We start from the raw sequence: 23,571 nt of genomic DNA, 5'->3' as shown, positions 1-23,571 counted from the left end.
AATGACAAGCAATCGTAATTCATTAGACCAAAGTACTTTTGAACGATTACGTCGTTTATATATTATCGCGCTTAGTACCATTGCACTTTCGGTTATTGTTAGTCAAATTCTTATTAGAAAACATTTAAAAGATCAAGAAAGTGATTCTAGAATAATTAACGTTGCTGGTAGGCAACGTATGCTTAGTCAAAAACTTACCAAAGAAATTTTATCACTTTCAACCAATGAAAATAGCCTAGAAAAAATTGCAATAAAAGACAATTTAAAACAAACCTTAGCACTTTGGGTGTTGTCTCATAATGCACTTCAAAATGGAAATGATAGTTTGGGGTTACCAGGTAATAACAGTAAGGTGGTTTCAGCTATGTTTAACAATATTAACCCTGCGTTTAATGCAATTAAAAATGCTTCAGAAACCATTATAAATCAAATAGAAAACACACCTAACATAGCTACTGAAAGTTTCAAGTCTCAAATAGAACAAGTAAAATTAAACGAAGGTGATTTTCTAAACAAAATGGATGGTATTGTAAATCAATACGATTTAGAGGCCGAAGAAAAAATAGCGTGGTTGCGTAAATTAGAAATGTTTTTAATGGTATTCACCTTACTACTTTTATTAGCAGAGTTTCTATTTATTTTTTTGCCTACAGCAAAAACGGTTAAGAAAACCTTATCAGATTTAATACTTGCCGAAAAAAAGGCCAAAGAAATGGCTTATAATGCCGATGTTTTAAGTGAAGCTAAAGAAAAATCTATTAAAGAATTAAGAGCTTTAAGTCATGCTATGGATGAAACTTTGCTTTTTGCCAGAATAAAACCAGACGGTAGGGTTGTGCATATGGGGAAAAAGTTTTCAAAGCTTTTTAGTTTAAGTAAGTTTAATGCGTCTGTAAACTTTGCGCAGGTACTTTCGGTTAATGAAAATGAACAAGAAATTATTGAAAATTTAATTTCTAAAAATAAAAAAACAGGGTGGCAAGGAGAGGTTAAGGCTTTAACCAAAAACAATAAAAATGTATGGCTTGAAATGGCTATAATTCCTTTTAACCCAGTAAATGATAAATCTGAATTGTTAATAATTGCCTCAGATATTACCACAAGAAAAGAAGGGCAATTAGAAATTGAAAGGTTAACCAAAAAAAGTTTTGAGGAGAAGATGAATCAGCAAAAAATCATCTCCAGTAAAATTATTGAAAATCAAGAAAATGAACAAAATCGTATAGCTAAGGATGTTCATGATGGTATTGGGCAAATGCTTACAGGTTTAAAGTATAATTTAGAAAGTATTGACGTTTCAGACATAAAAAAAACAACATCTAAAATAGAGCATTTAAAAGAACTTACATCAAATATTATTAAAGGAGTTAGAACTGCTACTTTTAATTTAACACCACCAGAATTGTCAGATCATGGTATTGTTCCTGCGCTAACAAAACTAACTCAAGAATTAGCAAAACTTACTGGTAAAGAAATTATTGTTTATAACAAAACAGACTTTAGTGGTAGATTAGATTCTCTTACAGAAATCAATATTTACAGAATTACACAAGAAGCTATTAATAATGCCATTAAATACGCAGACTCTTCGCATATTTTAGTGTCCTTATCAAGCAGCAAAAATATATTGAGTATTGTGATTGATGATAACGGAAAAGGATTTAATCCAGATAAAGTTGAAAAAGTAAAAAAAGGAGATGGCGGTATGGGGATGACGTTTATGAAAGAACGTATTAAATATATTAATGGGCGTTTGTTTTTACATTCAGAACCAGGAAAGGGTACGCGCGTAACACTTAACATACCGTTGAATGAAGCATGATTTTATCATTCCAGAAGCACCTGAATATCACATTAAAACCATTAGTGTATAATGACAAAAAAACTAATAAACTCCGGTTCTGTATTTGAAGAACAAATAGGGTATTCAAGAGCAGTAGTGCAAGATAATTGGGTTTTTGTATCAGGAACCACAGGCTATAACTATGAAACAATGACTATTAGTGAAGATATTATAGAACAAACAGAACAATGTTTTATTAATATTAAGAATACACTAGAAAAGGCAGGTGCTAGTTTGTCAGATATAGTTAGAGTTACTTATATATTATCAAAAGCAAGTAATTTTGAGTGTTGTTGGCCTGTACTAAAAAAATATTTAGGCAGTGTAAAACCCGCTGCTACAATGCTATCTGCTGGTTTGGCTAATAAAAAAATGAAGATAGAAATAGAGGTTACTGCACTTAAAAATAGATGATTACGTAATAATACTTAAAATTGTTATTTTTGTATTAGGAAACTAAGATTATGGATGTGATTAAAGTTGTATTAGCAGATGATCATGCTTTGGTAAGAGATGGTATCAAAGCACTTTTAGAAGACCAAAAAGGCATTGAAGTGATTGATGAGGCTTCAGACGGTAAAGAGGCTTTAGAAGTAATAACCAAAAACAAACCAGATGTACTCATTGTTGATATTAGAATGCCAGAAATGAATGGTATTGAAGTGGTTAAAGAAATGACAGCAAAACATAAAGATGTTAAAACTTTAGTGCTATCTATGCATGATTCTGAAGAATATGTGGTGCAATCCATTCAAGCAGGAGCCGATGGTTACTTATTAAAAGGAGCTAGTAAAGATGAATTTTTAAAAGCCTTAAATAATGTGGCTTCTGGAGGTAAGTATTTTACAGGAGATGTTTCCGAAATTATAATGAACAATTTTGTAAATGGAACACCAGTAGTTTCGTCAGCAAAAAAACAAGAATCAAAAAACTTACCATTTAAACTTACTAAAAGGGAAAAACAAATACTTAGTTTGGTTTTAGAGTTAAAAAATAATAAAGATATAGCCGAAGAACTACAAATTAGTAAACGTACCGCTGAGGTACATCGCTTTAACTTAATGAAGAAGTTAGAAGTTTCTAATTTAAAAGAACTTACAGATAAAGCTAAGCAATATCAATTGGCTTAAAAAACATGATTTCATTAGTCTTTTTTGTAAAATTAATGATGTATTATTTAGCATTTTAGGCTAAAACTAATTTGTTTGTGCTTATTTACTCAGTAGGTTAATACTTAAGTTTTATTAAACCACTAATACTTATCTTATTTTTCTAGTTCATTTTATAAAATCCTTAAAAACAGGTTTTATAAATTAGTAATCTCATATTTATTCTTAATTACGTAATTTTTATACGTATTTTTACGTAAAAATACTTAGTTTTGTTTTGTAAAAATACGTAGTTATGATAAATATTCAAGCACAAAAAGCAACAAAACTATCACTTTTTAACCTAAAAAACGTTTCAATACGTACATTCTGGATAACAGCTATATCATTCTTTATGTGTTTCTTTGCATGGTTTGGTATTGTACCATTTATGCCAGATGTGGTTAAAGATTTAGGGTTAACACCAGATCAAAAATGGAACTCCATTATTCTTGCAGTAACAGGTACTGTTTTTGCACGTTTGCTCATTGGTAAATTATGCGATAAGTACGGACCACGAATTTGTTATACTTATTTGTTAATGTTAGGAGCAATTCCAGTTGTTCTTTGCGGATTGGTTCAAACACCAACTCAATTTTTAATTTGCCGATTATTTATTGGATTCATTGGGGCTTCTTTTGTAATTACTCAAGTCCATACTTCTTTAATGTTTTCATCTAATATAGTAGGTACCGCAAATGCAACATCTGCAGGTTGGGGCAACCTTGGTGGTGGTGCTAATAGATTAGGAATGCCATTAATTGCCGCTGCGGTAGTAAGTTTTGGGGTGGCTGAAGCCGAAGCGTGGCGATATGCTATGGTAATTGCTGGTGTTGTTTGTTTTCTAATGGGTATCGTTTATTATTTCTTTACACAAGATACTCCAAAAGGAAACTTTAAAGCATTAAGAGCACAAGGTGTTGCAATTGAAAAAAAGAAAGATGAAGTTGGTTTTTTAGCAGTACTTAAAGATTATAGAATTTGGATTTTATTTATTGTTTATGCAGCAAGTTTTGGTATTGAATTAACTGTTTATGGAACTATGGATGACTATCTTCAAAATACCTTTCAGTTAGAGCGATTAACAGCTGGTAACATTGTATTATCTTTTGCTTTAATGAATATTTTTGCTAGAACTTTAGGTGGTTTCTTTGGAGACCGCTTTGGTAAACTAAAAGGCTTAAGAGGACGTGTTTTATTCTTGTCGTTTATTTTGTGTATTCAAGGAATTATGTTAGTTACTTTTTCTACAACAACAAGTATTGTGGTAGGTTTTATATTCTTAATATTATTTAGTTTAAGTGTTCAAATGGCAGAAGGAGCAACATTTTCTGTGGTACCTTTTATTAACAAAAAAGCAATTGGTTCTATATCAGGAATTGTAGGAGCAGGAGGTAATGTAGGGGCTTTTTTAGCTGCGTTATTTTTAAAATCAAAATCTGCATTAGCCGAAAAAATAGCTATTACAGCCAATGAAGGATTAGGAGAAGAAGCTGTAAAATTAGCACAATCGGAAGCATCGGCGGCAGCAGTATCGCAAGGGTATTTTGTTATTGGTTTTATAGTTGTACTAACGGGTATTGTGGCATTAACAATTAAGTTTTCTACGGCCGATGAAAAAGAACATGCGCCACAATTAATTACCAATGAAAATTTAGGAGAACTTCAACCTGCAGAAGTAAAAATTTAAAATAAATTATTCTCTGAGTTTTACTCAGAATTTTCTTTGAGAGTATGCTATTCCCGAAATTTTTTTTCCAACTAAATATTAAATCGGGAATAGCATTAAAGAACTTCTTTTAAATGGAATTCTTTATTAATAAACTCAAATTTTATGAATTTGGTTAATAATAAAATCTTTCTTAAAAGGATTGCTAATAATATAAAGTAAGTCTTGTTTGATATTAAAATATTGGTTTAATTAGTACAAAAGCCCTTGTGTAAATGGTTCAAAATGAAGTAAAAACAACATGCTCTTATTGCGGAGTTGGATGTGGAATTATCGTTAAAAAAGATAATAACAACAAAGTTATTGTTGAAGGCGATAAAGAGCATCCTGTAAACAAGGGAATGCTATGCTCTAAAGGAAGAAACTTGCATTATGTTGTAAATGATACTTCAGATAGAATTTTATATCCTGAAATGCGTTGGAGTCGTTCTCATCCTAGAGAGCGTGTTAGTTGGAATGATGCCTTAGATAGAGCAGCAAGCGTTTTTAAATCAATTATAAAAAAACACGGGCCTGATAGTGTTGGCTTTTATGTTTCAGGACAAAGTTTAACTGAAGAATATTATATAGCAAATAAGCTTACTAAAGGATTTTTAGGAACCAATAATATTGATACTAATTCAAGACTTTGTATGAGTTCTGCGGTAGTAGGTTATAAAAAGGCCTTTGGAGAAGATAGTGTGCCCATTTCTTATGCAGATATAGAATTAGCAGATACTTTTTTAATTACAGGAGCAAACCCTGCATGGTGTCATCCCATTTTATTCCGAAGATTAGAAAAACATAAAGAAGAGAACCCCGATATAAAAATTATAGTAGTAGACCCTCGTAAAACAGATACCGCGCGTTTTGCAGATTTACATTTACAAATTCTTCCAGGAACAGATATTATACTTTATAATGCCATAGGAAGGCGTTTGTATGAACAAGGGCTTATAGACGAAAATTTTATAAATAACCACACAGAAGGTTTTAGAGCATATAAAGAGCAAATATTTAAAACAAAGCTAAGTGTTGCCTCAAAATTATGTGGTATAGACCAAAAAGATATAAAGAAAGCAGCCGATATTATTGGGCTTTCTAAAGGGTTTATTAGTATGTGGGCTATGGGACTTAATCAAAGTGTGGTTGGTGTAAATAAGAACATAGCCCTTTTAAACCTTTCTTTAATTACAGGACAGGTAGGAAAACCTGGTTCAGGACCATTTTCGCTTACAGGACAACCAAATGCTATGGGTGGACGTGAAGTTGGTGGAATGGCAAACCTTTTAGCGGTTCATAAAGATTTAATGAATGAAGAACATAGAAGAGAAGTAGCGCAATTTTGGGGAGTTGAAAAAATAAATCCTAAACCCGGATTAACCGCAACCGAAATGTTTGATGCTTTAGAATCTGGAAAACTAAAAGCAGTTTGGATAGCTTGTACCAATCCATTAGTGAGTTTACCAAACACTCACAAGATTGAAAAAGCCATGAAAAATGCCAAATTTGTTGTAGTTCAGGATATTTCTCATAGAGCAGATACGGTTGCTTATGCAGATTTAGTATTGCCTGCTGCGGGTTGGTTAGAAAAGGAAGGTACTATGACAAATTCTGAACGTAGAATTTCATATCTGCCTAAAGAAATTAATCCACCAGGTGAAGCAAGACCAGATGTTGAAATTTTCTGTGACTTTGCGCAACGTATGGGTTTTAGAGGTTTCAATTATAGCTCAACAGAAGAAATATATGACGAGTATTGTGCCATGACTAAGGGTACCAATATTGATGTATCATATTTAAATTACGATCGATTAAAAAACGAAGGTACTTTTCAATGGCCTGTTAATCAATACAGGCATGAAGGAACACCGCGTTTGTTTCAAGATAAAGTGTTTTATACACCTTCAAAAAAAGCTGTTTTTAATGTTGCTACAACTATAGAAAATACTTCTGCACTTCCAAATGCTGATTATCCTCTTATTTTAACTACCGGACGTGTTAGAGATCAATGGCATACCATGACAAAAACCGGAAAGGTATCAAGATTAAAAACACATTACCCAAAACCTGTTTTAGAAATTAATCCTGTTGATGCCTTTTTAAATAAAATTAAAAATGGAGATATTACCGAAATAAAAGGTGAAAATGGTAAAGTAAGAGTACGTGCAAAAGTTACTGAAGATATTAAAAAAGGAGTTGTGTTTTTACCCATGCACTGGGGAAAACAATTACAAAATGATTTAAACAGAGCTAACAATTTAACCAATACACATGTAGATCCCCTTTCAAAAGAACCCGATTTTAAGTTTACAAGAGTAGCAGTTTCTAAATATGAAAAACAAAAAGATAAAATACTAATTGCAGGAGCAGGAGCTGCGGCGTTTAGATTTATTCAAGATTATAGGGAATACAATCAAAAAGATGAAATTCATGTGTTCTCTAAAGAACCTAACTTATTTTATAACAGAGTGTTGTTGCCAGAGTATGTGACAGAAGAATTAACATGGGAACAATTGCTTAAAATTAAAAAATTAGAGCTGGATAAATTAAATGTTCATTTACATCCAGAAACCTTAATTACTAAAGTTAATTCAGAAGAAAAATTAGTAACAGATAGTAATAACGAAACACATTCTTATGATAAATTAATATTGGCAACGGGTAGTAGAGCGTTTATACCAAGAGATGTTCAAATAGATTTACCAGGTAGATTTACTATGCGTAACAAAAGTGATGCCGATGAATTTAAATTGTATTTAGAAGCCACCGGATTACCACCAGAAGAACAGCATGTGGCTATTGTTGGTGGCGGACTTTTAGGATTAGAATTAGCGGCTGCTTTAAAGCATAAAAATGTAAAAGTAACTATCGTGCAACGCGGTTCTCGATTAATGGAGCGCCAATTAGATAAAGTGTCAAGTAAATTATTAGCACTAGATGTTCAAGAACGCGGTATTCAAGTTTATTTTGATAATGAAGTAAGTACTGTTTTTGATGACGAAGAAACAGGTGAACTTAATATTAGTTTAAAGAGTGGAAAGCTTTTTACAGCCAATGCCATTGTATATGCTATAGGAACCATTCCTAACATAGAAATTGCTAAAGAAAATGGTATTAAATGTGGTAGAGGTATTATTGTAAATCAACATTTACAATCTTCAAACCCAGATATTTTTGCCATTGGAGAAATAGCAGAATTTAAAAATAAACTCTTCGGAATTACATCAGCGGCAGAAGAACAAGCTAATGTATTGGCTAATTTTATAGCGGGAGATATTAGTAGTTTTTATAATGGTTCGGTTTTAATGAATATTTTAAAATTCAACGATTTAAATCTATGCAGTATAGGTGAAATTGATGTGCCAGAAAATGACCCCAGCTATGAAGAAGTTATTTTTACAGACATTTCTAAACGGTATTACAAAAAGTGTATTGTAAAAGACGATTTACTGGTTGGAGCTGTGTTAATGGGAGATAAAAATGAATTTGCCGAATTTAAAACCCTTATAGAAAGTAAAATTGAAATGTCTGAAAAGCGTGATACTTTGTTAAGAGGTGCTTCAAATGATAAACCCGTTATTGGTAAATTAATTTGTTCTTGTAGTCAAGTAGGAGCGGGTAATATAGAAGAAGCTATTGCAGGCGGGTGTACAGATTTTACAGAATTATGTAAACAAACGGGTGCAGGATTAGGTTGTGGAAGTTGTAAAACCGAAGTTAGAGAAATACTTCACAAAGCAAAAACATTAGCATAATGGACGAAAGATATAGGTTAATGATAAACGGAGGAGTTTTATCTCCTGCAGAATTAAAATACATTTGTGAAGCTGCAGAAGCGTTAGGGTTAAATGCCATATCTTTTGGGTCGCGTCAAGACATTATTTTCCCAGAAAAAATTAATGAAACTAAATTTACCCAGTTTAATAAAATTAAGTTTGTAAAGCCCAAAAGAGATAAAGTAGAAAATATAGCCTCGTCTTATGTTTCTGCTGAGATTTTAGCTAGTACCTCATGGCTTACAAGTGATAAGTACTTGTATGTTTTAGAACAGTTTAAATATACTCCAAAGCTGCGTATAAATGTCACAGACCCCAAACAGAGATTAGTGCCATTATTTACAGGAAATGTAAATTTTATAGCCTCAGAGCATGAAGACTATTGGTATTTGTATGTAAGACTTCCAAATTGGAAGAAAACCGTTATGTATCCAGCTCTTATTTATAGTTGGGATATGGACAAAATTGAAAAAGCTATAGAAAACATTCTAATAGAAGAACCAGAAACTATAGAAACTGTTTTTGAATTGGTTAGTGATGCTGTTGATACCAATAATAGAACCGTTGATAAACCTCTAAATATTCCTTTTTATCCTTTTCCTTACTACGAAGGAATGAACCGTATTGGAACAGACCGCTATTGGCTTGGGTTGTATTGGAGAAATAACCGGTATGATGTATCTTTTCTAAAAGCCATGTGTGATTTGTGTTCTGAAAATAAGATTGGGAAAATATCCATTACACCATGGAAATCTTTTATAGTTAAGGGTATTCCAGAGAAATCAAAGTTACAATGGGAGAAACTTTTAGGTAAATTTGGTATTAATGTAAGGCACTCTATGTTAGAAATGAATTGGCATGTTCCTGTAAATAACAAAGAAGCCTTAAATTTAAAAAAATACCTAGTTACTAACTTTGACCAAAATGATATTAGTACCTATGGTTTAACCTTTGGAATCACTAAATATAACAGTGATACTTATAACTTCACATCTATAGTTATTGAAAAAAATAGACCACCAGAAAATATAGGAAATTTCAAAATAAGAGATACATATAATTTACTATACGCTAAAAACTTCGACCCCAATACCAGAGAATACATTATGCATGTTCAAGATGTTGATAAAGTAGAACTTCCGGGGCTATTAATGGAGTTAAGCAAACTGTATTTTGAGCAATTAGGCAATGAAAGAGATAATAAAGAAACACAAGAAACAAAAAAAGAAGTTATTGAAGAACATGTTTATCAATGTACTGATTGTTTAACGGTTTATAGTGAAACGTATGGTGATATTAGTCAAAATATACCACCAAACACTCCGTTTGAAACATTACCCGAAACCTACAAATGCTCACTTTGTGAAGCACCTAAAACTAGCTTAAAAAAGAAGGTTTTGGTAAAACAAGTGTGAATTGTTTAGTCCCATCGGTTAAACTTCTTTTGTTAATTAATTTATAATAGTTTAGTTTTTATTGCATAACTCCTAATTTTGTAGTAAATTTAATTGATTTTCTGCTAGATAGGATATTTAAACAATTTAACATTGTGTGTTTTTAAAACACGTATTCTACTCTATTTCTTTATTGTTTTTTAGTTATAACTATTTAAATTTCTTTCCAATTATCATGTTACAGATTGATAAAAAAGTTATCCAATCAATAAGTTTTTCCTATAGGTATGCTAATAGGAAACAACCAGATTTAAGAACCTCTGAAACAGACACAACTTTTCATTATGAATTAAAAATACCAGGTTATGTTAAAGAAGATTTTGTTTTTTATATAGCTGGTAGTAATCTAGTTATTACAACAGATAAAAGTAAAATTAATAAGGAAAATGAAATTGAAGAAAGAAAGCATAATTATTGTTATCCTTCGGCATATTTTAAAATGAAAATTTCTTTGCCAAATGATATTGTTAGAGACAGAATATCGGTAAATTACGTTAACGAAGTTTTAAGTTTTGATTTATTTAAGAAATGAATAATAAAATAAGTTTAACCTCCTATAGTTATCATACTACGGTTTTTACTATGGAGGTGCGGTTTTTGCAATTTGTTTAATGTATCCATCCCTCCACGTACTTTTAATTTTGCAAAAACCGCTTTTTTTATAACTTGTTCAATAGGTTTCCCTCCTCTTAAAGTGGTTAACAAATCTGATTCTGTAGAAGAAAACAAACAGTTTTTTAGTTGCCCATTGGCAGTTAAACGTAATCTGTTGCACGAATCGCAAAACGGATTGGTTACTGAACTTATAATGGCAAAACTTCCTTTGTAATCTTTAATTTTATAGTTTTTTGATGTGTCGTTGGGAGCGTCTTGTAGCTTGATAACATTATTTTCAAGAAAAGAGTCATTCACATATTTCATAATGTCTGCATACGATACCATTTTACTCATGTCCCATTTATTACCATCAAAAGGCATGAATTCTATAAACCGTACAGAAATAGGTAAGTCTTTAGTGAAATTTATGAAATTAATGATTTCATCGTCATTAAATCCTTTCATTAAAACTGCATTTAATTTAACATGAAAGCCTTTTTTAATTAAAAGTAAAATGTTGTTGTATACTTTATCAAATTGATTTCTTCGGGTGATGTGTGTGAACTTATCTCTATTGAGTGAATCTAAACTTACATTTATATTTTTAACATCATTGGTTTTTAAAACATCAATAAATCTGTCAATAATCACAGCGTTTGATGTTATGGATAACTCCACAGGTAACAACGCCAATTTTTCTAAGATTACAGAGAAATCTTTCCTAACTAAAGGTTCGCCACCAGTTAATCTTATTTTAGTTACACCATGTTTTACAAAGATTTTAGCTATATCAAAAACTTCTTCGTAAGTCATTAAATGGCTTTTTGGTGATAGCGGAATACCCGCTTCTGGCATGCAATAGGTACACCTTAAATTACATCTTTCAGTAAGTGAAATACGCAAATAAGTATGATTTCTACCATGAGAATCTTGTAATATTTTTGTTTCGTTATTCATTTAAATATTTTGATTATTCACCATTCACTATTCACTATTCACTACTAATCATGTCTAGCACCTTTTAATATTCTAAAACTGTGTAATACAGCAGGAAAAATAGCATCCATAGATTCTTTTGCACCGTTTGTAGACCCTGGTAACGCTAAAATTAACGTGTTTTTAATAGTTCCAGCAATACTTCTAGATAGCATAGAATATGGAGTTCGTTCTTGTCCGTAGCTTCTAATAGCTTCTTCAATACCAGGAATTCTTCTATCAAGCAATGGTAGTAGGGCTTCAGGAGTAACATCTCTACCTGAAAGTCCGGTGCCTCCAGTGTAAATCACCATATCGATACCTTGTTCCTGATAAGTTTTTGCTTTTTTCTGAATACTATCTTTTTCATCGGGAATGATAACATATTCAGATATACTAATGTCACAAGATTTTAGTTTTTCAATAATAGCTTTACCAGCTTTATCTTCTTTATGACCAGCCGAAATAGTGTCGCTACACACTACAACAGCAGCGGTTAAGTGGCTTCTAAACTTATCTTTAAAATCGGATTTTCCACCTTTCTTTTTCAAAAGTTTTATTGTATGAATTTCAATGCCTTTATCAATGGGTTTTAGCATATCGTACATGTTTAATGCCACTACACTTGCTCCGTGCATTGCTTCAACTTCAACACCCGTTTTGTAAATGGTTTTTACAGTGAAAAACACCGTGATTTCTAATCCGTTAATTTCATAGTCAACCCCTGTAAACTCAATAGGAAGTGGATGGCAATCTGGTAAAATATCTGGGGTGCGTTTTACACCTAATAAACCTGCCGCTTTACTCATAGCAAAAACGTTGCCTTTGGGTACGGTATCATTCTTAATAGCTTCAATGGTTTCGGGTTTACTTACCGAAACAACGGCTTGGGCGGTGGCGGTTCTAAGTGTGGTGTTTTTGTGTGTTATATCTACCATTTTAGATTTATTATTTAAAATTGATTATTACCTACTAGCTGTTTTTCTGGAAGCCATAAAGATTGCTGTTAACTCTTGAGATTCTTTAAGTAAATAATTTATTTTGTCTTCATGAATTAATTTTTCATCTAAAGCAAATTCAAGCCAAAAATTAGATTCATCTACTTCTTCAATAACTATACTAATTTTAGCAATAAAACTAGGTTTAGATTGTGCAATGCAAGTGGCTCTATAATTTGCAGCTACAGAGGTTGAACATCTAATAAGTTGCCCTTTGATATGATTTGCGAGGTAGTTATTTGGTAACAGTTGTGTTATTTTTATACAATTGTGAGCAAATAATTTAGTGCGTTTTTTTAATGCATCCTTCATAATAATCAATATTAATTAGTCAATAATCAATTATTTACTTTCCACTGGTGAGTGTTATCTTCAAAAATTTCTTTTCCAAAAACAGGCACATCGGCCTTAATGGCTTCAACAATAAATTCCAGAGCTTCAAAAACTACTTTTCGTCTTGGTGATGATACAAAAACAAACAAGCATATTTCTCCTACTTTAACCGTGCCTAAACTGTGGTAAATATGCATGCAGGTTAAATTAAATTTTTCAAAAGCGGCTTCTCTAATCTCATGAAATTTTTGGTTTGCCATGTCTTCGTAAGCAGTATATTCTATGGCAGAGACTGTTTTTCCATCTACCTTGTCTGCTCTAACTTGTCCTAAGAAAATATTATGGGCTCCAATACTTGTTTTTGTTTGGTGTTTATAGATAGAATTACCTATAAACTCTGAAGAAATGGGACCTGCTTTAAAAACGTTTTTTATTTTTTTATTTGGCATTTGTTTGCTCTTTAAGTTGATTTTTTAAATAATTTTTAATGTCTAACGCCCCTTCTACAAGGCTGTAACAGTTTGTAATATTTTGGGATTTTAGGTATTCTACAGCTTTCTTGCTTCGTATTCCAGACTGACAAAAAAGGTACTTAGTTTTGTTGTTTTGAAAATAGTTTAAGTTGAATTGCAAAGTGCTTAAAGGCATGTTTTTGATGTTTAAACCTTCAATTTTTGGTTGCTCATCAGGTTCTCTAACATCTATAATTTGAATGTTTTTTTTGTTGATGATTTCTCTTATTGAAGTTTCAATATTAGAATTACAATCAATTTTTAAGGTTCTGTTTTTGAAGTTTGATGCTGATTCTAAAATTTCATTTATAAGCTTTTTATTTTTATTGATTTTTAAAGTTGAAATTTGATTTGAAAGCGAATGATAACACAGTAATTTACCTGATAAAACTTCACCTATACCTAGAATAATTTTAATAACTTCGTTGGCTTGCATAGAACCAATAATTCCTGGTAAAACTCCTAAAACCCCAATTTCTGAGCAGTTAGGAATAGTATCTTTTTTGGGTCGAGTAGGGAATAAGCATCTATAAGATGGTCCGTTATTATAATTAAAAACCGATACTTGCCCTTCAAACTTGTAAATGGCACCAAAAACAAGTGGTTTATTGGTGATGATACAAGCATCGTTTACTAAATAACGCGTTTCAAAATTATCAGAACCGTCAACAATAATATCGTATAAATTAAATAACTCCAGTGCATTTTTATAGTTAAGAGTTTCTGGGTATGCCGTGATTTTTATCTCATCATTTAAATTTTCTAATTGGTGTTTTGCAGCTAGAGCTTTGTTTTTGCCTAGTGAAGATTTACCAAATAAGACTTGACGTTGCAGGTTTGATATTTCAACCACATCAAAATCAATAATACCCAATTTTCCAATTCCAGCCGCTGTTAAGTACTGTAAAATAGGGCAACCCAAACCTCCAGCACCAATAACTAAAACTTTAGCTTTATTCAGTTTTTCTTGTCCTTTTGGACCAATTTCAGATAAAATAATATGTCGGTTATATCTATTCATAATGTAATTTATCCGCCAGCAAAAGGAGGAAGTAATGCTAATTCAGCTCCAGTTAATTTGGTTTCTAAGGCTACTAATTCATGGTTTTGAGCTATTTGAAAGTCTTTGTTTTTTAATTGATTATATTTTTTGTTTAGCGTATTTAAAACATCTGAAACTTGAGTTCCCGAAACTTCTAAAGTTTCCTCATTTTTGTTGGTTACTTCAACTATTTGTCCAAAATATTTAACTGTTATGAGCATTTTCAATAGTTTTTAATTCGTTTGGAGTATTAATGTTTACGGTACTTTTATGCTCCTTAGTGCCTAAGACAACGTTTTTTGTTTTCAACGATTTTAATACAATTCTTAGACGTCTTTCATTGTTTAACAAAGCATGTTTAAAAGTGGGGGCTGTAGATTTTTTATAAAGCGCAATTAAAGGCATACTTTTACCTTCACTTTCAATTTGAACGACTTCAGAAGTAGTATCAACAGCATCAATCAACCGTTTTAAAACATCTGTTTTTATTAATGGAATATCACAACTTAACACTAAATTGAACTTGGTTTTAGAGGCTTTTAAACCAGAGTAAATTCCTGCTACCGGACCAGAATTTTTTATAAGATCATCAACACGTGTAAAGCCAAAAATATCATAATTAGCATCATCAGAAATGATTAGTATGTTAGCAACCAAAGGCTTTAGTGCTTCAATGCTATACTCAATAAAACGCTTGTCTTTTAGCTTTAAAAAGCCTTTGTCGGTTCCCATCCTAGAACTTTTGCCGCCTGCTAAAATAATACCTGTTATGTGGTTTTTTATCATGTTATGTAAAAAATAGTTTAGCACATGCTATTATCAATACAAATGCTAAAATGTATCGTAAATTCATATTGTTTATTTTTTTGCTACCGTAGTAGCCTCCTAAAATGCCACCAATTAAAGCAATGGCTACAAGAAAAAATGATTCTTTTTCTAAAGTGATATCACTTGTTAGTTGACCAATTAGTCCTGCAGCAGAATTCACCCAAATAAATAAAGCTGAAACTGCAGCAGCTTCTTTCATGTTGCCCCAATGTAGTAGTAAAATCACCGGACTTAAAATAATGCCTCCGCCAATACCAATTAAGCCAGAAAAGAATCCGATAATGCCACCAACTAAAAGTCCTTGCCAAAGTTTTATTTTTATAGTAGAACTATTCTCTTTTCCAAAAACATTCAACATTTTAAGTATGGCAAAAACTAATAAAACAGCAAGAATTTTTTTATATAATGAAGCGTCTATCTCTATAGAACCTCCTAGAAAAGCTAATGGTATGGAGGCAATTGCAAATGATAAAAAAAGTTTTTTATTAAAATAACCTGCTTTGTAATAGTAATAAAAGGCAATGCCAGCTACGAATAAATTTAATAATAGGGCAGTGGGTTTCATGGTTTCTGGTGCAAATGAAAACAAGGCCATTAAAGCCAAATAACCGCTAGCACCACCATGACCTACACTAGCGTATAAAAATGATACTATAGGTAGTAATAGTAAAAAGATATATATGTTTTCTAATTGTAGCATGTTGTAGTTATAAGTGTCTTAAGTGCAGAAAAGAAGAAGATAGTTTGAGTATTGATATCCCAAATTGTCTGGTTCTTAACTCTAGTTTTTTGTAAATTCTTTGTTATCCATAATTCAACAATATTGTACTTATAATAGTTTAATTTTTTCAACTTGTTGATCTAAAAACTCCCAACAACTTTTATTAATGTCATCAAAAGCATTAATTAAAGATTTGCCGTAAGGAGTAAGTTCAGCGCCACCTCCGCCTTTACCGCCAATACTATTTATAGTAACCGGTTTTTTTGCCGATTTGTTTACAGAATCTAACAGTCTCCATGCTTTTTTATAGGATATATTAAGCGATTTTGCGGCTTTTGATAATGAGCCAGTTGTTTCAATGGCCTTTAAAAGTTGTACTCTACCTTGCCCTAAAAGCACATTGTTGTTATTTTCAATCCAAATTCTGCTTTTTATTTTATAACTCATAAATATTTAATTTAAAAAGGAAGTAAAATGGTTTCCACCGTATCATTTATACTAATTTCAGAAACTTCAGCAGGCACAAAAACCAAAGCGTTTGAAATGGCGAAAGTTTGTAACATAGAGGAATTCTGACCCTCTAAAATTTCAACTTCACCTTCAGTATAAATAGCTTTAAGAAACTGCGGACGGTCGCCACGTTTTATAAAATTAGATTTTGAAGTTGCTTGTATTCTTGGTAATTCTAATTTGGCTCTACCCATCATTTTTTGAAGCGCCACATACACGTAAATATAAAAACACGTTAGTGCTGCAGCAGGATTTCCTGGTAATGCAAAAATAGAAGTCTGGTTTTTTTTCCCGAAGAAAAGCGGTTTTCCAGGTTTTTGCTTTACTTTATAAAATACTTCTTTAACTTTAAGTTTGTTTAAAGCTTTTCCAACAAAATCATAATTGCCCACAGAAATACCGCCTGTTATAATCACTACATCATTTTTAGTGATAGCCGATTGTAATAAATTAACGGTTTTTCCATAATTGTCTTCAACTTTATAAAAAGAAACATCATAATATTTCAGGCTATACAGAGCACTTAATAACATTTTAGAATTACTTTCGTAAATCTCACCATGTTTTAATTCTTGTCCAGGTTCAATAAGTTCGTTACCTGTTGTAACAATGGCTAGAGTGGGTTTTCTGTAAACTGAAACCTTTGTAATTCCTAATGAAGTAAGATAGCCTATTGCCGCAGGATTAAGTTTAGTACCTTTTTGTAAGGCAGTTTCACCAATTTTAACTTGTTCTCCAAGCGGACGAATATTTTGCCCCTCTTTAATGTGTTGTGTTATTATAATTGAGTTGCTCTTTAAGGTAATTTTTTCTTGCATAATTACAGCGCTTGCTGTGTTAGGAACAGCAGCACCTGTAAAAATTCTAACCGCTTCACCAGGTTTTAAAATAGGTTGGTGGGCGTCACCCGCTTTTACTTCTCCTATTAAATTGTATGTTAAATTTTTGTGTGGGTTTAAAGCATAACCATCCATGGCTGATTGTCTAAAAGGAGGCATGTTTACAGGAGAAATAATATCTTTTGAAAGTATATAGCCGTTTGCTTTTTCAACCAATTTGGTGGTTTCTTCAAGTAATGCAGATGTGTTATTTTTTACTAATGCAATAGCATCTTTTATTGAAATCATTTTTCATTCGTTATATCCTTGTAAATATAACGAATATGTAAGTGATTTACTTGTTTTTTCTATTGCAGATTTCATAATTTTTTGTATAATAATTGTACTTGTATTGAAAGAATACATATATTTAGCCAATACTTGATAATTTTATTATAAAAATAAAAACTACGTATTATTACGTATATTTGAACCGAATCAAAAAATTATGCTAAAAGCGGCTTCATTTTCAAAATCAAAACATTTAAATTTAGATAAAGTGTCTTGTGATGCTTGTACTAACACATTTTGCTTAGTAAAAAAGAGCTTAAAAGTACTTGAGACTTCAGATTTTTTAGATGAGAAAAATGAAATATTTTGTAAAAAAGGCCAGCAATTTATTATAGAGGGAGCTCCTGTTAACGGATTATTTTTTATCCTTCAAGGCAAAGTAAAAGTGTTTAGAACAGGTATTAATGGAAAGGAACAGATAGTAAGGTTTGCGAAAAATGGTGAGATTATTGGTCATAGAGGCTTTGGAACCGAAGAGTACTATCCTATTGGAGCTATTGCTTTAGAAGATACTGCGCTTTGTTACTTCTCTAAAGAATCATTACAAAAGGGGTTGAGAGAAAACTCTGAATTTACCTATAATTTAATGCTTTTTTACGCAAACGAGCTTAATAGAAGCGAATCTAAAGTTAAATCTTTATCTCAAATGACCGTTAGAGAACGTGTTGTTGATACCTTATTATATATTAATAGAAAGTTTGGAAACCTTAATGGATTTTTAAATTTACCACTAAGTAGAAAAGAATATGCAGATTATGCAGGAACCTCAGAAGAACAAGTTATACGGGTGTTTTCTGCTTTAAAAAAGGAAGGATTAATTTCTGCTAGTGGAAAAAAAATAGGGATTAATGATGTAGAACTTCTTAGTAAAGAAATTAGCGAGCATAACTTTTTCTTAGATAGCTAGTTAAATATTTTTATTTTTTTTAAACATGGTGTAAAGGCAGGTTTCTTCCTGTTTATTTCTATATTTTTTTTGTAACAACTCTTTTAGTTTTGCATCATAAACAATTCTTTTCTTAAAAAAGAATATTTAAAGCCTAAAATATGGAAGCAAAAACAGTAGCCTTAGTACAAGAATCATTTAATAAAATGCGACCTATTGCCAATACAGCTGCAGAGTATTTTTATGCCAAATTATTTGAACTAGATCCGCATTTACAAGAATTATTTCCTACGGATAATGAATTAATGAAAATACAAGGACGTAAACTTATGTCTATGCTAGGAACCGCTATTAATGGGTTAAAAAACTTTAATGATTTAGTTCCTGTTTTAGAAGATTTAGGGCAAAGACATTTAGATTATAAGGTAGAAGAATTTCATTATTATACCGTAGGAGAGGCTTTATTAGCAACATTAGAAGCTGGTTTAGGTGCAGATTTTACTTTAGAAGTAAAAAATGCATGGGTAGATGTTTATACTACCATGTCTGGAATTATGGTGAAAGCTGCTTATCAAAAAGAAATTACTTAAAAACAACATGTAGATAAGTATTAATTACTAGTGGATACTTATTTCGGCTGTTTGTGTTAAATATTTAAAAATCAAATAATTGTGTTAAAAACCTGCAAATTTGCAGGTTTTTTTATGTGATAAAAAGTGTTTTTAATGTGGTTTTTGGCAGTATGATTGTTTTTATCTACTTATATATTTGTTAAAAATTAAGTATAAATACTTAGTAATTATTTAACAACTTTAATATGAAAGCACTAATCAAAAAATCAATCTTTATTCTACCAATGGCAGTTTTACTATTTGCATGTGGAAGTAAAGAAAAAAAGAGAGAAAGTTCAGTAGAAAAAATAGCAGCTGGAGTTTCAAAAACAAAATCATTAGATATAGAAAAGCCTCAATTAACTTTTGGGTTTATTAAATTAACCGATATGGCACCTTTAGCCATTGCAAAAGAAAAAGGATTTTTTGAAGATGAAGGTTTGTTTGTTTCTGTTGAAGCACAATCAAACTGGAAAAATGTATTAGACCGTGTAATAGATGGTCAATTAGATGGCTCTCATATGTTGGCGGGACAACCTATTGCTGCAGGCGCGGGTTTTGGTCGTCAAGCAGAATTAGTAACTCCGTTTTCAATGGATTTAAATGGTAACGGTATTACAGTTTCTAATGATGTTTGGTCTAAAATGAAACCAAATGTACCAAAGGGAGATGATGGTAAACCTGTACATCCTATTAAAGCAGATGCTCTTAAGCCTGTTATTAATGAGTATAAAAACTCTGGTAAAGCCTTTAAAATGGGAATGGTGTTTCCAGTATCAACTCATAACTACGAGATTCGTTATTGGTTAGCTGCTGCGGGTATTCACCCAGGAATGTATACAGCTGATAATGTGCAAGGACAAATAGATGCCGAGGTTTTATTATCGGTTACGCCTCCACCACAAATGCCTGCAACTTTAGAAGCAGGAACCATTTACGGCTATTGTGTAGGAGAGCCTTGGAATCAACAAGCCGTTTTTAAAGGTATTGGCGTGCCTGTAACAACAAATTATGATATCTGGAAAAATAATCCAGAGAAAGTATTTGTAATGACTAAAAAGTTTGTTGAAGAAAATCCTAATACAGCAATAGCGGTTACAAAAGCTCTAATTAGGGCAGGTAAATGGTTAGACGAGCCTCAAAATAGAGCAGAGGCAGTTAAAATATTGTCTATGTCTCAATACGTAGGAGCAGATGAAGCCGTTCTAGAAAATTCTATGACAGGAACCTTTGAATTTGAAAAAGGAGACAAACGCGAAATGCCAGATTTTAATGTGTTCTATAAATATAATGCAACATATCCATTCTATTCTGATGGTATTTGGTTCTTAACTCAAATGAGACGATGGGGACAAATTCCTGAAGCAAAACCTGCAGATTGGTATTCAGAAACAATTAAAGACATATATCGTCCAGATATCTGGAAAAAAGCAGCTAAACTTTTAGTTGAAGAAGGAAATATCCCTGCTTCAGATATTCCTGAAACCGATGGTTATAAGCCGGCTACTTCAGATTTTATTGACGGAACTACCTATGATGCTAAAGACCCAATAGGGTATATTAATAGTTTTAAAATAGGAAACAAAGACAATTAATAAGTTGTACTAAAAAAAATAGTCATGAAGCAAAGCATAACATTAAATAAAGTAAGCAAGTTTGTGGGGTTAGGTTTTATAACCACATTAAAGTCATTATTTACAGGAAAATTGGATAAGAAGGATTTTAAGAACTTCTTACGTAAAACCGTAGTGCCACTTGCTTCAATTATACTGTTTATTGGATTATGGCACTTAGGAGCCAAAACACTTTATAACATTGAAGCAGATTATAAAATCAATAAAGCACTAGAAGAACAAGGGCAAGCGGCCGCCGATGAAATGGCTGCTTGTATTGCATCAGGGGATGTTGGTTGTCAACCTAATACATTACCGTCACCTGCTCAAGTATGGAATTCATATAAAACTCTATTAGCAGACCATAGAGCAATTAGTGCAGATAAGTTAGCTTTTAAAGAAAAAACCGCTGCTTTAAATGAAAAACGTATTGCTGAAGGTAAGGCTCCAATAACGTATACAGGAAGACCGTCTTTTGTAGACCAAATTATAACTAGTTTAAAAACAGTATTTGCAGGATTTTTACTAGCGCTATTTATTGCAGTACCTATAGGGATTGTAATTGGTTTAAGTAAAACATTAAAAAGTTCTTTTAACTGGTTAATTCAAATTTTTAAACCAGTATCTCCAGTGGTTTGGTTGCTTTTGGTATTTATGATTGTAAAGACTGTTACTAAAGATTCAAATTCTGATAGCGCTTTTATCATTTCATTTATAAGTGTTGGTTTATGTTCTATGTGGGCAACTTTAGTAAATACGGCTATGGGGGTTTCAACCGTTGATAAAGACTATATTAATGTAGCTAAAGTGTTAAAGTTAGGCCCCATTCAAAAGGTTTTTAAAGTAATATTACCGTCTTCGCTACCACTTATTTTCACTGGACTACGCATTACCTTATCGGTAGCGTGGATGGTTCTTATTGCTATTGAACTTTTAGCTCAAAATCCTGGATTAGGATTGTTTGTTTGGGAAGAATTTCAAAACGGAGCCAATGATTCTAACTCTAAAATTATTGTAGCCATGTTTGTTATTGGTATCATAGGTTTTTTATTAGATAGAATCATGTTAACCATCCAAAATATGGTGTCTTTCAATAAAAACGCACAATAAACTTAAAATTGAAAAACATGGCATATTTAGAATTAAATAATATTTATAAAACGTACGGTCAAGAAGATAATGCTACTCAAGTACTTTCAAATATAAATTTAAGTATTGAAGAAGGTGAATTTGTAGCTATAGTGGGTTTTACAGGAAGCGGAAAAACAACTTTAGTAAACCTAATTAACGGTTTGTTAGAGCCCACAAGTGGTGAAGTATTGTTTAAAGGCGAACCCGTAAAAGGCACCAGTCATGAACGTGGAGTAATATTTCAAAATTATTCATTACTTCCTTGGTTAACGGTAGAGCAAAATGTAGTGATGGCTGTTAAAGAGGCATTTCCAAAGCGTAAAAAATCAGTATGGAAACGTAAAGCGGCTCATTATATAGAAATGGTAGGATTAACACCAGCAATTAGTAAGTTACCAAAAGAGTTGTCTGGAGGCATGCGTCAACGCGTGGCGGTTGCTCGTGCCTTAGCTATGAAGCCTGATATGATTATAATGGATGAACCACTTGGAGCTTTAGATGCATTAACCAGAGGTAATTTACAAGATCAAATTTTAAATATTTGGGGAAAAGATAAACGTACCGCTTTATTAATTACCAATGATGTTGACGAGGGTATTTATATGGCTGATAGAATTATTCCATTACGCCCAGGACCAAACGCTACTTTAGGTCCAGAGTTTAAAATAAATATAGAACGCCCCAGAGATAAGACAGCGTTGAATGATAACGAAAACTTTAAAGAAACCAGAAATGCTATTATAGAATATTTAATGGATATAGGTGATCAGCGTAAGTCTCAAGCAAAAGAAGAATTTGTTTTACCAGATTTAGCACCTAAAAGTTTTGTGGGTAGCAGATTTTAAAAGCCAAAATTATGAGTATAGATGTATTAAATAAAAAAGTTTCTACAGAAAGAACAGATAATGGCCTTTTTCCAGAATCAAAAGTCATGTTGGATTTAAAGAAACTTAAAAAAGTATACCCAACACCAAAAGGAGATTATGTAGTGCTTGAAGATTTAAATCTTCAAATAATGAAAGAGGAGTTTGTTACCATTATTGGGCACTCTGGTTGTGGCAAAACAACCATGCTTTCAATGATAGCAGGACTAAACAATATTACAGATGGTTATATTTCGGTTTTAGGAAAACATGTTAAAGGTCCAGGACCAGACAGGGGTGTTATTTTTCAATCACCCAGTTTAATGCCTTGGATGACATCACTTCAAAATGTGTTGTTAGGTGTAAATCAAGTATTTCCACATGCAACAAAAAAGCAACGTAATGATATCGCAAAGTATTATCTTCAAAAAGTAGGGTTAGAAGAAGCATTTCATAAAAAGGCATCAGAATTATCACAAGGTATGCAACAACGTGTAGGTATAGCAAGAGCTTTTGCCATTAAACCAAAGGTACTTTTGTTAGATGAACCTTTTGGCATGTTAGATTCTTTAACTAGAGGTGAACTTCAAGACATTCTTATTGAAATTTGGAATAAAGAAAAAATTACAGCTGTAATGATTACCCACGATGTTGATGAAGCTATTTTTTTAGCAGACCGTGTGGTAATGATGACCAGTGGTCCTAGAGCTAAAATTGGTGATGTTTTAGAGGTTGATTTTGAAAGACCCAGGACAAGAAAATCTGTTTTAGAGCACGACGATTATTACAAATACAGAAAGCACTTAATAGATTTTCTAGAGCATTAAGGTTTAAAATAAAAATGCAGTTT

Annotated in this window: 23 protein-coding genes; 13 read left to right on the top strand and 10 right to left on the bottom strand. The window is 32.0% G+C overall.

The window, feature by feature from the left end; translation table 11 throughout:
• Position 1: 1 nt before the first annotated feature.
• The 7 genes from BWZ22_RS16030 to BWZ22_RS16000 all read left to right on the top strand — a co-directional run bounded on the left by BWZ22_RS16030 (position 2) and on the right by BWZ22_RS16000 (position 10,464).
• Positions 2–1,822, top strand: coding sequence for an ATP-binding protein (locus BWZ22_RS16030; protein ID WP_076701987.1), 1,821 nt, complete (start codon positions 2–4; stop codon positions 1,820–1,822).
• A gap of 51 nt (positions 1,823–1,873) precedes the next feature.
• A complete protein-coding gene (locus BWZ22_RS16025) occupies positions 1,874–2,257 on the top strand; it encodes a RidA family protein (protein WP_076701985.1) in 384 nt (127 codons plus the stop codon).
• Positions 2,258–2,307: 50 nt separating this feature from the next.
• Positions 2,308–2,973, top strand: coding sequence for a response regulator transcription factor (locus BWZ22_RS16020; protein WP_198027632.1), 666 nt, complete (start codon positions 2,308–2,310; stop codon positions 2,971–2,973).
• Between the two features lie 274 nt (positions 2,974–3,247).
• Positions 3,248–4,681 (top strand): MFS transporter, encoded by a 1,434-nt coding sequence (locus BWZ22_RS16015; protein WP_076701980.1) that lies wholly within the window; start codon positions 3,248–3,250, stop codon positions 4,679–4,681.
• Positions 4,682–4,935: 254 nt separating this feature from the next.
• Positions 4,936–8,457, top strand: coding sequence for a nitrate reductase (locus tag BWZ22_RS16010; RefSeq protein ID WP_076701977.1), 3,522 nt, complete (start codon positions 4,936–4,938; stop codon positions 8,455–8,457).
• Entirely contained in the window at positions 8,457–9,893 is a 1,437-nt protein-coding gene (locus BWZ22_RS16005; RefSeq protein ID WP_076701974.1) for a rubredoxin domain-containing protein, read from the top strand. Before BWZ22_RS16010 ends, BWZ22_RS16005 begins: the two co-directional genes overlap by 1 nt.
• 214 nt (positions 9,894–10,107) lie before the next feature.
• Positions 10,108–10,464, top strand: coding sequence for an Hsp20/alpha crystallin family protein (locus BWZ22_RS16000; protein ID WP_076701970.1), 357 nt, complete (start codon positions 10,108–10,110; stop codon positions 10,462–10,464).
• Positions 10,465–10,478: 14 nt separating this feature from the next.
• Here BWZ22_RS16000 and moaA read toward each other — a convergent pair whose 3' ends face one another.
• From moaA to glp, 10 genes are all read right to left on the bottom strand, one after another.
• The gene (gene moaA, locus BWZ22_RS15995; RefSeq protein ID WP_076701968.1) at positions 10,479–11,486 is read right to left on the bottom strand and encodes a GTP 3',8-cyclase MoaA; all 1,008 of its coding nucleotides are present in this window, start codon (positions 11,484–11,486) and stop codon (positions 10,479–10,481) included.
• Positions 11,487–11,530: 44 nt separating this feature from the next.
• Positions 11,531–12,442 carry a bifunctional molybdenum cofactor biosynthesis protein MoaC/MoaB gene (gene moaCB, locus BWZ22_RS15990; protein WP_076701965.1) on the bottom strand — a complete coding sequence of 304 codons (912 nt, stop codon included), beginning with the start codon at positions 12,440–12,442 and terminating at the stop codon, positions 11,531–11,533.
• 27 nt (positions 12,443–12,469) lie between these two features.
• Positions 12,470–12,814 carry a four helix bundle protein gene (locus BWZ22_RS15985; RefSeq protein ID WP_076701961.1) on the bottom strand — a complete coding sequence of 115 codons (345 nt, stop codon included), beginning with the start codon at positions 12,812–12,814 and terminating at the stop codon, positions 12,470–12,472.
• Between the two features lie 26 nt (positions 12,815–12,840).
• Positions 12,841–13,284, bottom strand: a complete 444-nt coding sequence (locus tag BWZ22_RS15980) for a molybdenum cofactor biosynthesis protein MoaE (protein WP_198027631.1) — start codon at positions 13,282–13,284, stop codon at positions 12,841–12,843.
• Positions 13,274–14,368 (bottom strand): HesA/MoeB/ThiF family protein, encoded by a 1,095-nt coding sequence (gene moeB, locus BWZ22_RS15975; protein WP_076701959.1) that lies wholly within the window; start codon positions 14,366–14,368, stop codon positions 13,274–13,276. The genes BWZ22_RS15980 and moeB overlap by 11 nt, the downstream gene beginning before the upstream one ends.
• Before the next feature lie 8 nt (positions 14,369–14,376).
• Positions 14,377–14,610 (bottom strand): MoaD/ThiS family protein, encoded by a 234-nt coding sequence (locus tag BWZ22_RS15970; protein ID WP_076701956.1) that lies wholly within the window; start codon positions 14,608–14,610, stop codon positions 14,377–14,379.
• Positions 14,594–15,175: a molybdenum cofactor guanylyltransferase gene (locus BWZ22_RS15965; protein ID WP_076701954.1), complete on the bottom strand. Its 582-nt coding sequence runs from the start codon at positions 15,173–15,175 to the stop codon at positions 14,594–14,596. The genes BWZ22_RS15970 and BWZ22_RS15965 overlap by 17 nt, the downstream gene beginning before the upstream one ends.
• Position 15,176: 1 nt before the next feature.
• Positions 15,177–15,917 (bottom strand): sulfite exporter TauE/SafE family protein, encoded by a 741-nt coding sequence (locus BWZ22_RS15960; RefSeq protein ID WP_076701951.1) that lies wholly within the window; start codon positions 15,915–15,917, stop codon positions 15,177–15,179.
• Between the two features lie 129 nt (positions 15,918–16,046).
• Positions 16,047–16,385: a winged helix-turn-helix domain-containing protein gene (locus BWZ22_RS15955; protein WP_076701948.1), complete on the bottom strand. Its 339-nt coding sequence runs from the start codon at positions 16,383–16,385 to the stop codon at positions 16,047–16,049.
• Positions 16,386–16,396: 11 nt separating this feature from the next.
• On the bottom strand, positions 16,397–17,575 hold the full coding sequence (gene glp / locus BWZ22_RS15950; protein WP_076701946.1) for a gephyrin-like molybdotransferase Glp: 1,179 nt from the start codon (positions 17,573–17,575) through the stop codon (positions 16,397–16,399).
• A 199-nt stretch (positions 17,576–17,774) separates the two neighbouring features.
• Between glp and BWZ22_RS15945 the strand changes: the two genes are divergently transcribed.
• From BWZ22_RS15945 to BWZ22_RS15920, 6 genes are all read left to right on the top strand, one after another.
• Complete coding sequence (locus tag BWZ22_RS15945) at positions 17,775–18,524, top strand: Crp/Fnr family transcriptional regulator (RefSeq protein WP_076701943.1); 750 nt, start codon at positions 17,775–17,777, stop codon at positions 18,522–18,524.
• 140 nt (positions 18,525–18,664) lie between these two features.
• Positions 18,665–19,093, top strand: coding sequence for a globin family protein (locus BWZ22_RS15940; RefSeq protein WP_076701942.1), 429 nt, complete (start codon positions 18,665–18,667; stop codon positions 19,091–19,093).
• A 227-nt stretch (positions 19,094–19,320) separates the two neighbouring features.
• A complete protein-coding gene (locus tag BWZ22_RS15935) occupies positions 19,321–20,709 on the top strand; it encodes a CmpA/NrtA family ABC transporter substrate-binding protein (protein ID WP_076701939.1) in 1,389 nt (462 codons plus the stop codon).
• Positions 20,710–20,733: 24 nt separating this feature from the next.
• On the top strand, positions 20,734–21,837 hold the full coding sequence (locus BWZ22_RS15930; RefSeq protein WP_076701936.1) for an ABC transporter permease: 1,104 nt from the start codon (positions 20,734–20,736) through the stop codon (positions 21,835–21,837).
• Between the two features lie 17 nt (positions 21,838–21,854).
• Positions 21,855–22,703: an ABC transporter ATP-binding protein gene (locus BWZ22_RS15925; RefSeq protein WP_076701934.1), complete on the top strand. Its 849-nt coding sequence runs from the start codon at positions 21,855–21,857 to the stop codon at positions 22,701–22,703.
• 11 nt (positions 22,704–22,714) lie between these two features.
• Positions 22,715–23,548, top strand: a complete 834-nt coding sequence (locus BWZ22_RS15920; protein WP_076701931.1) for an ABC transporter ATP-binding protein — start codon at positions 22,715–22,717, stop codon at positions 23,546–23,548.
• Positions 23,549–23,571: the final 23 nt, after the last annotated feature.

Origin of the sequence: Seonamhaeicola sp. S2-3 (assembly GCF_001971785.1) — a bacterium.
In the GTDB taxonomy this organism is placed as follows: domain Bacteria; phylum Bacteroidota; class Bacteroidia; order Flavobacteriales; family Flavobacteriaceae; genus Seonamhaeicola.
Note: the sequence above shows the minus strand (reverse complement) of the source record. Positions and strands in the feature narration are given on the sequence as shown.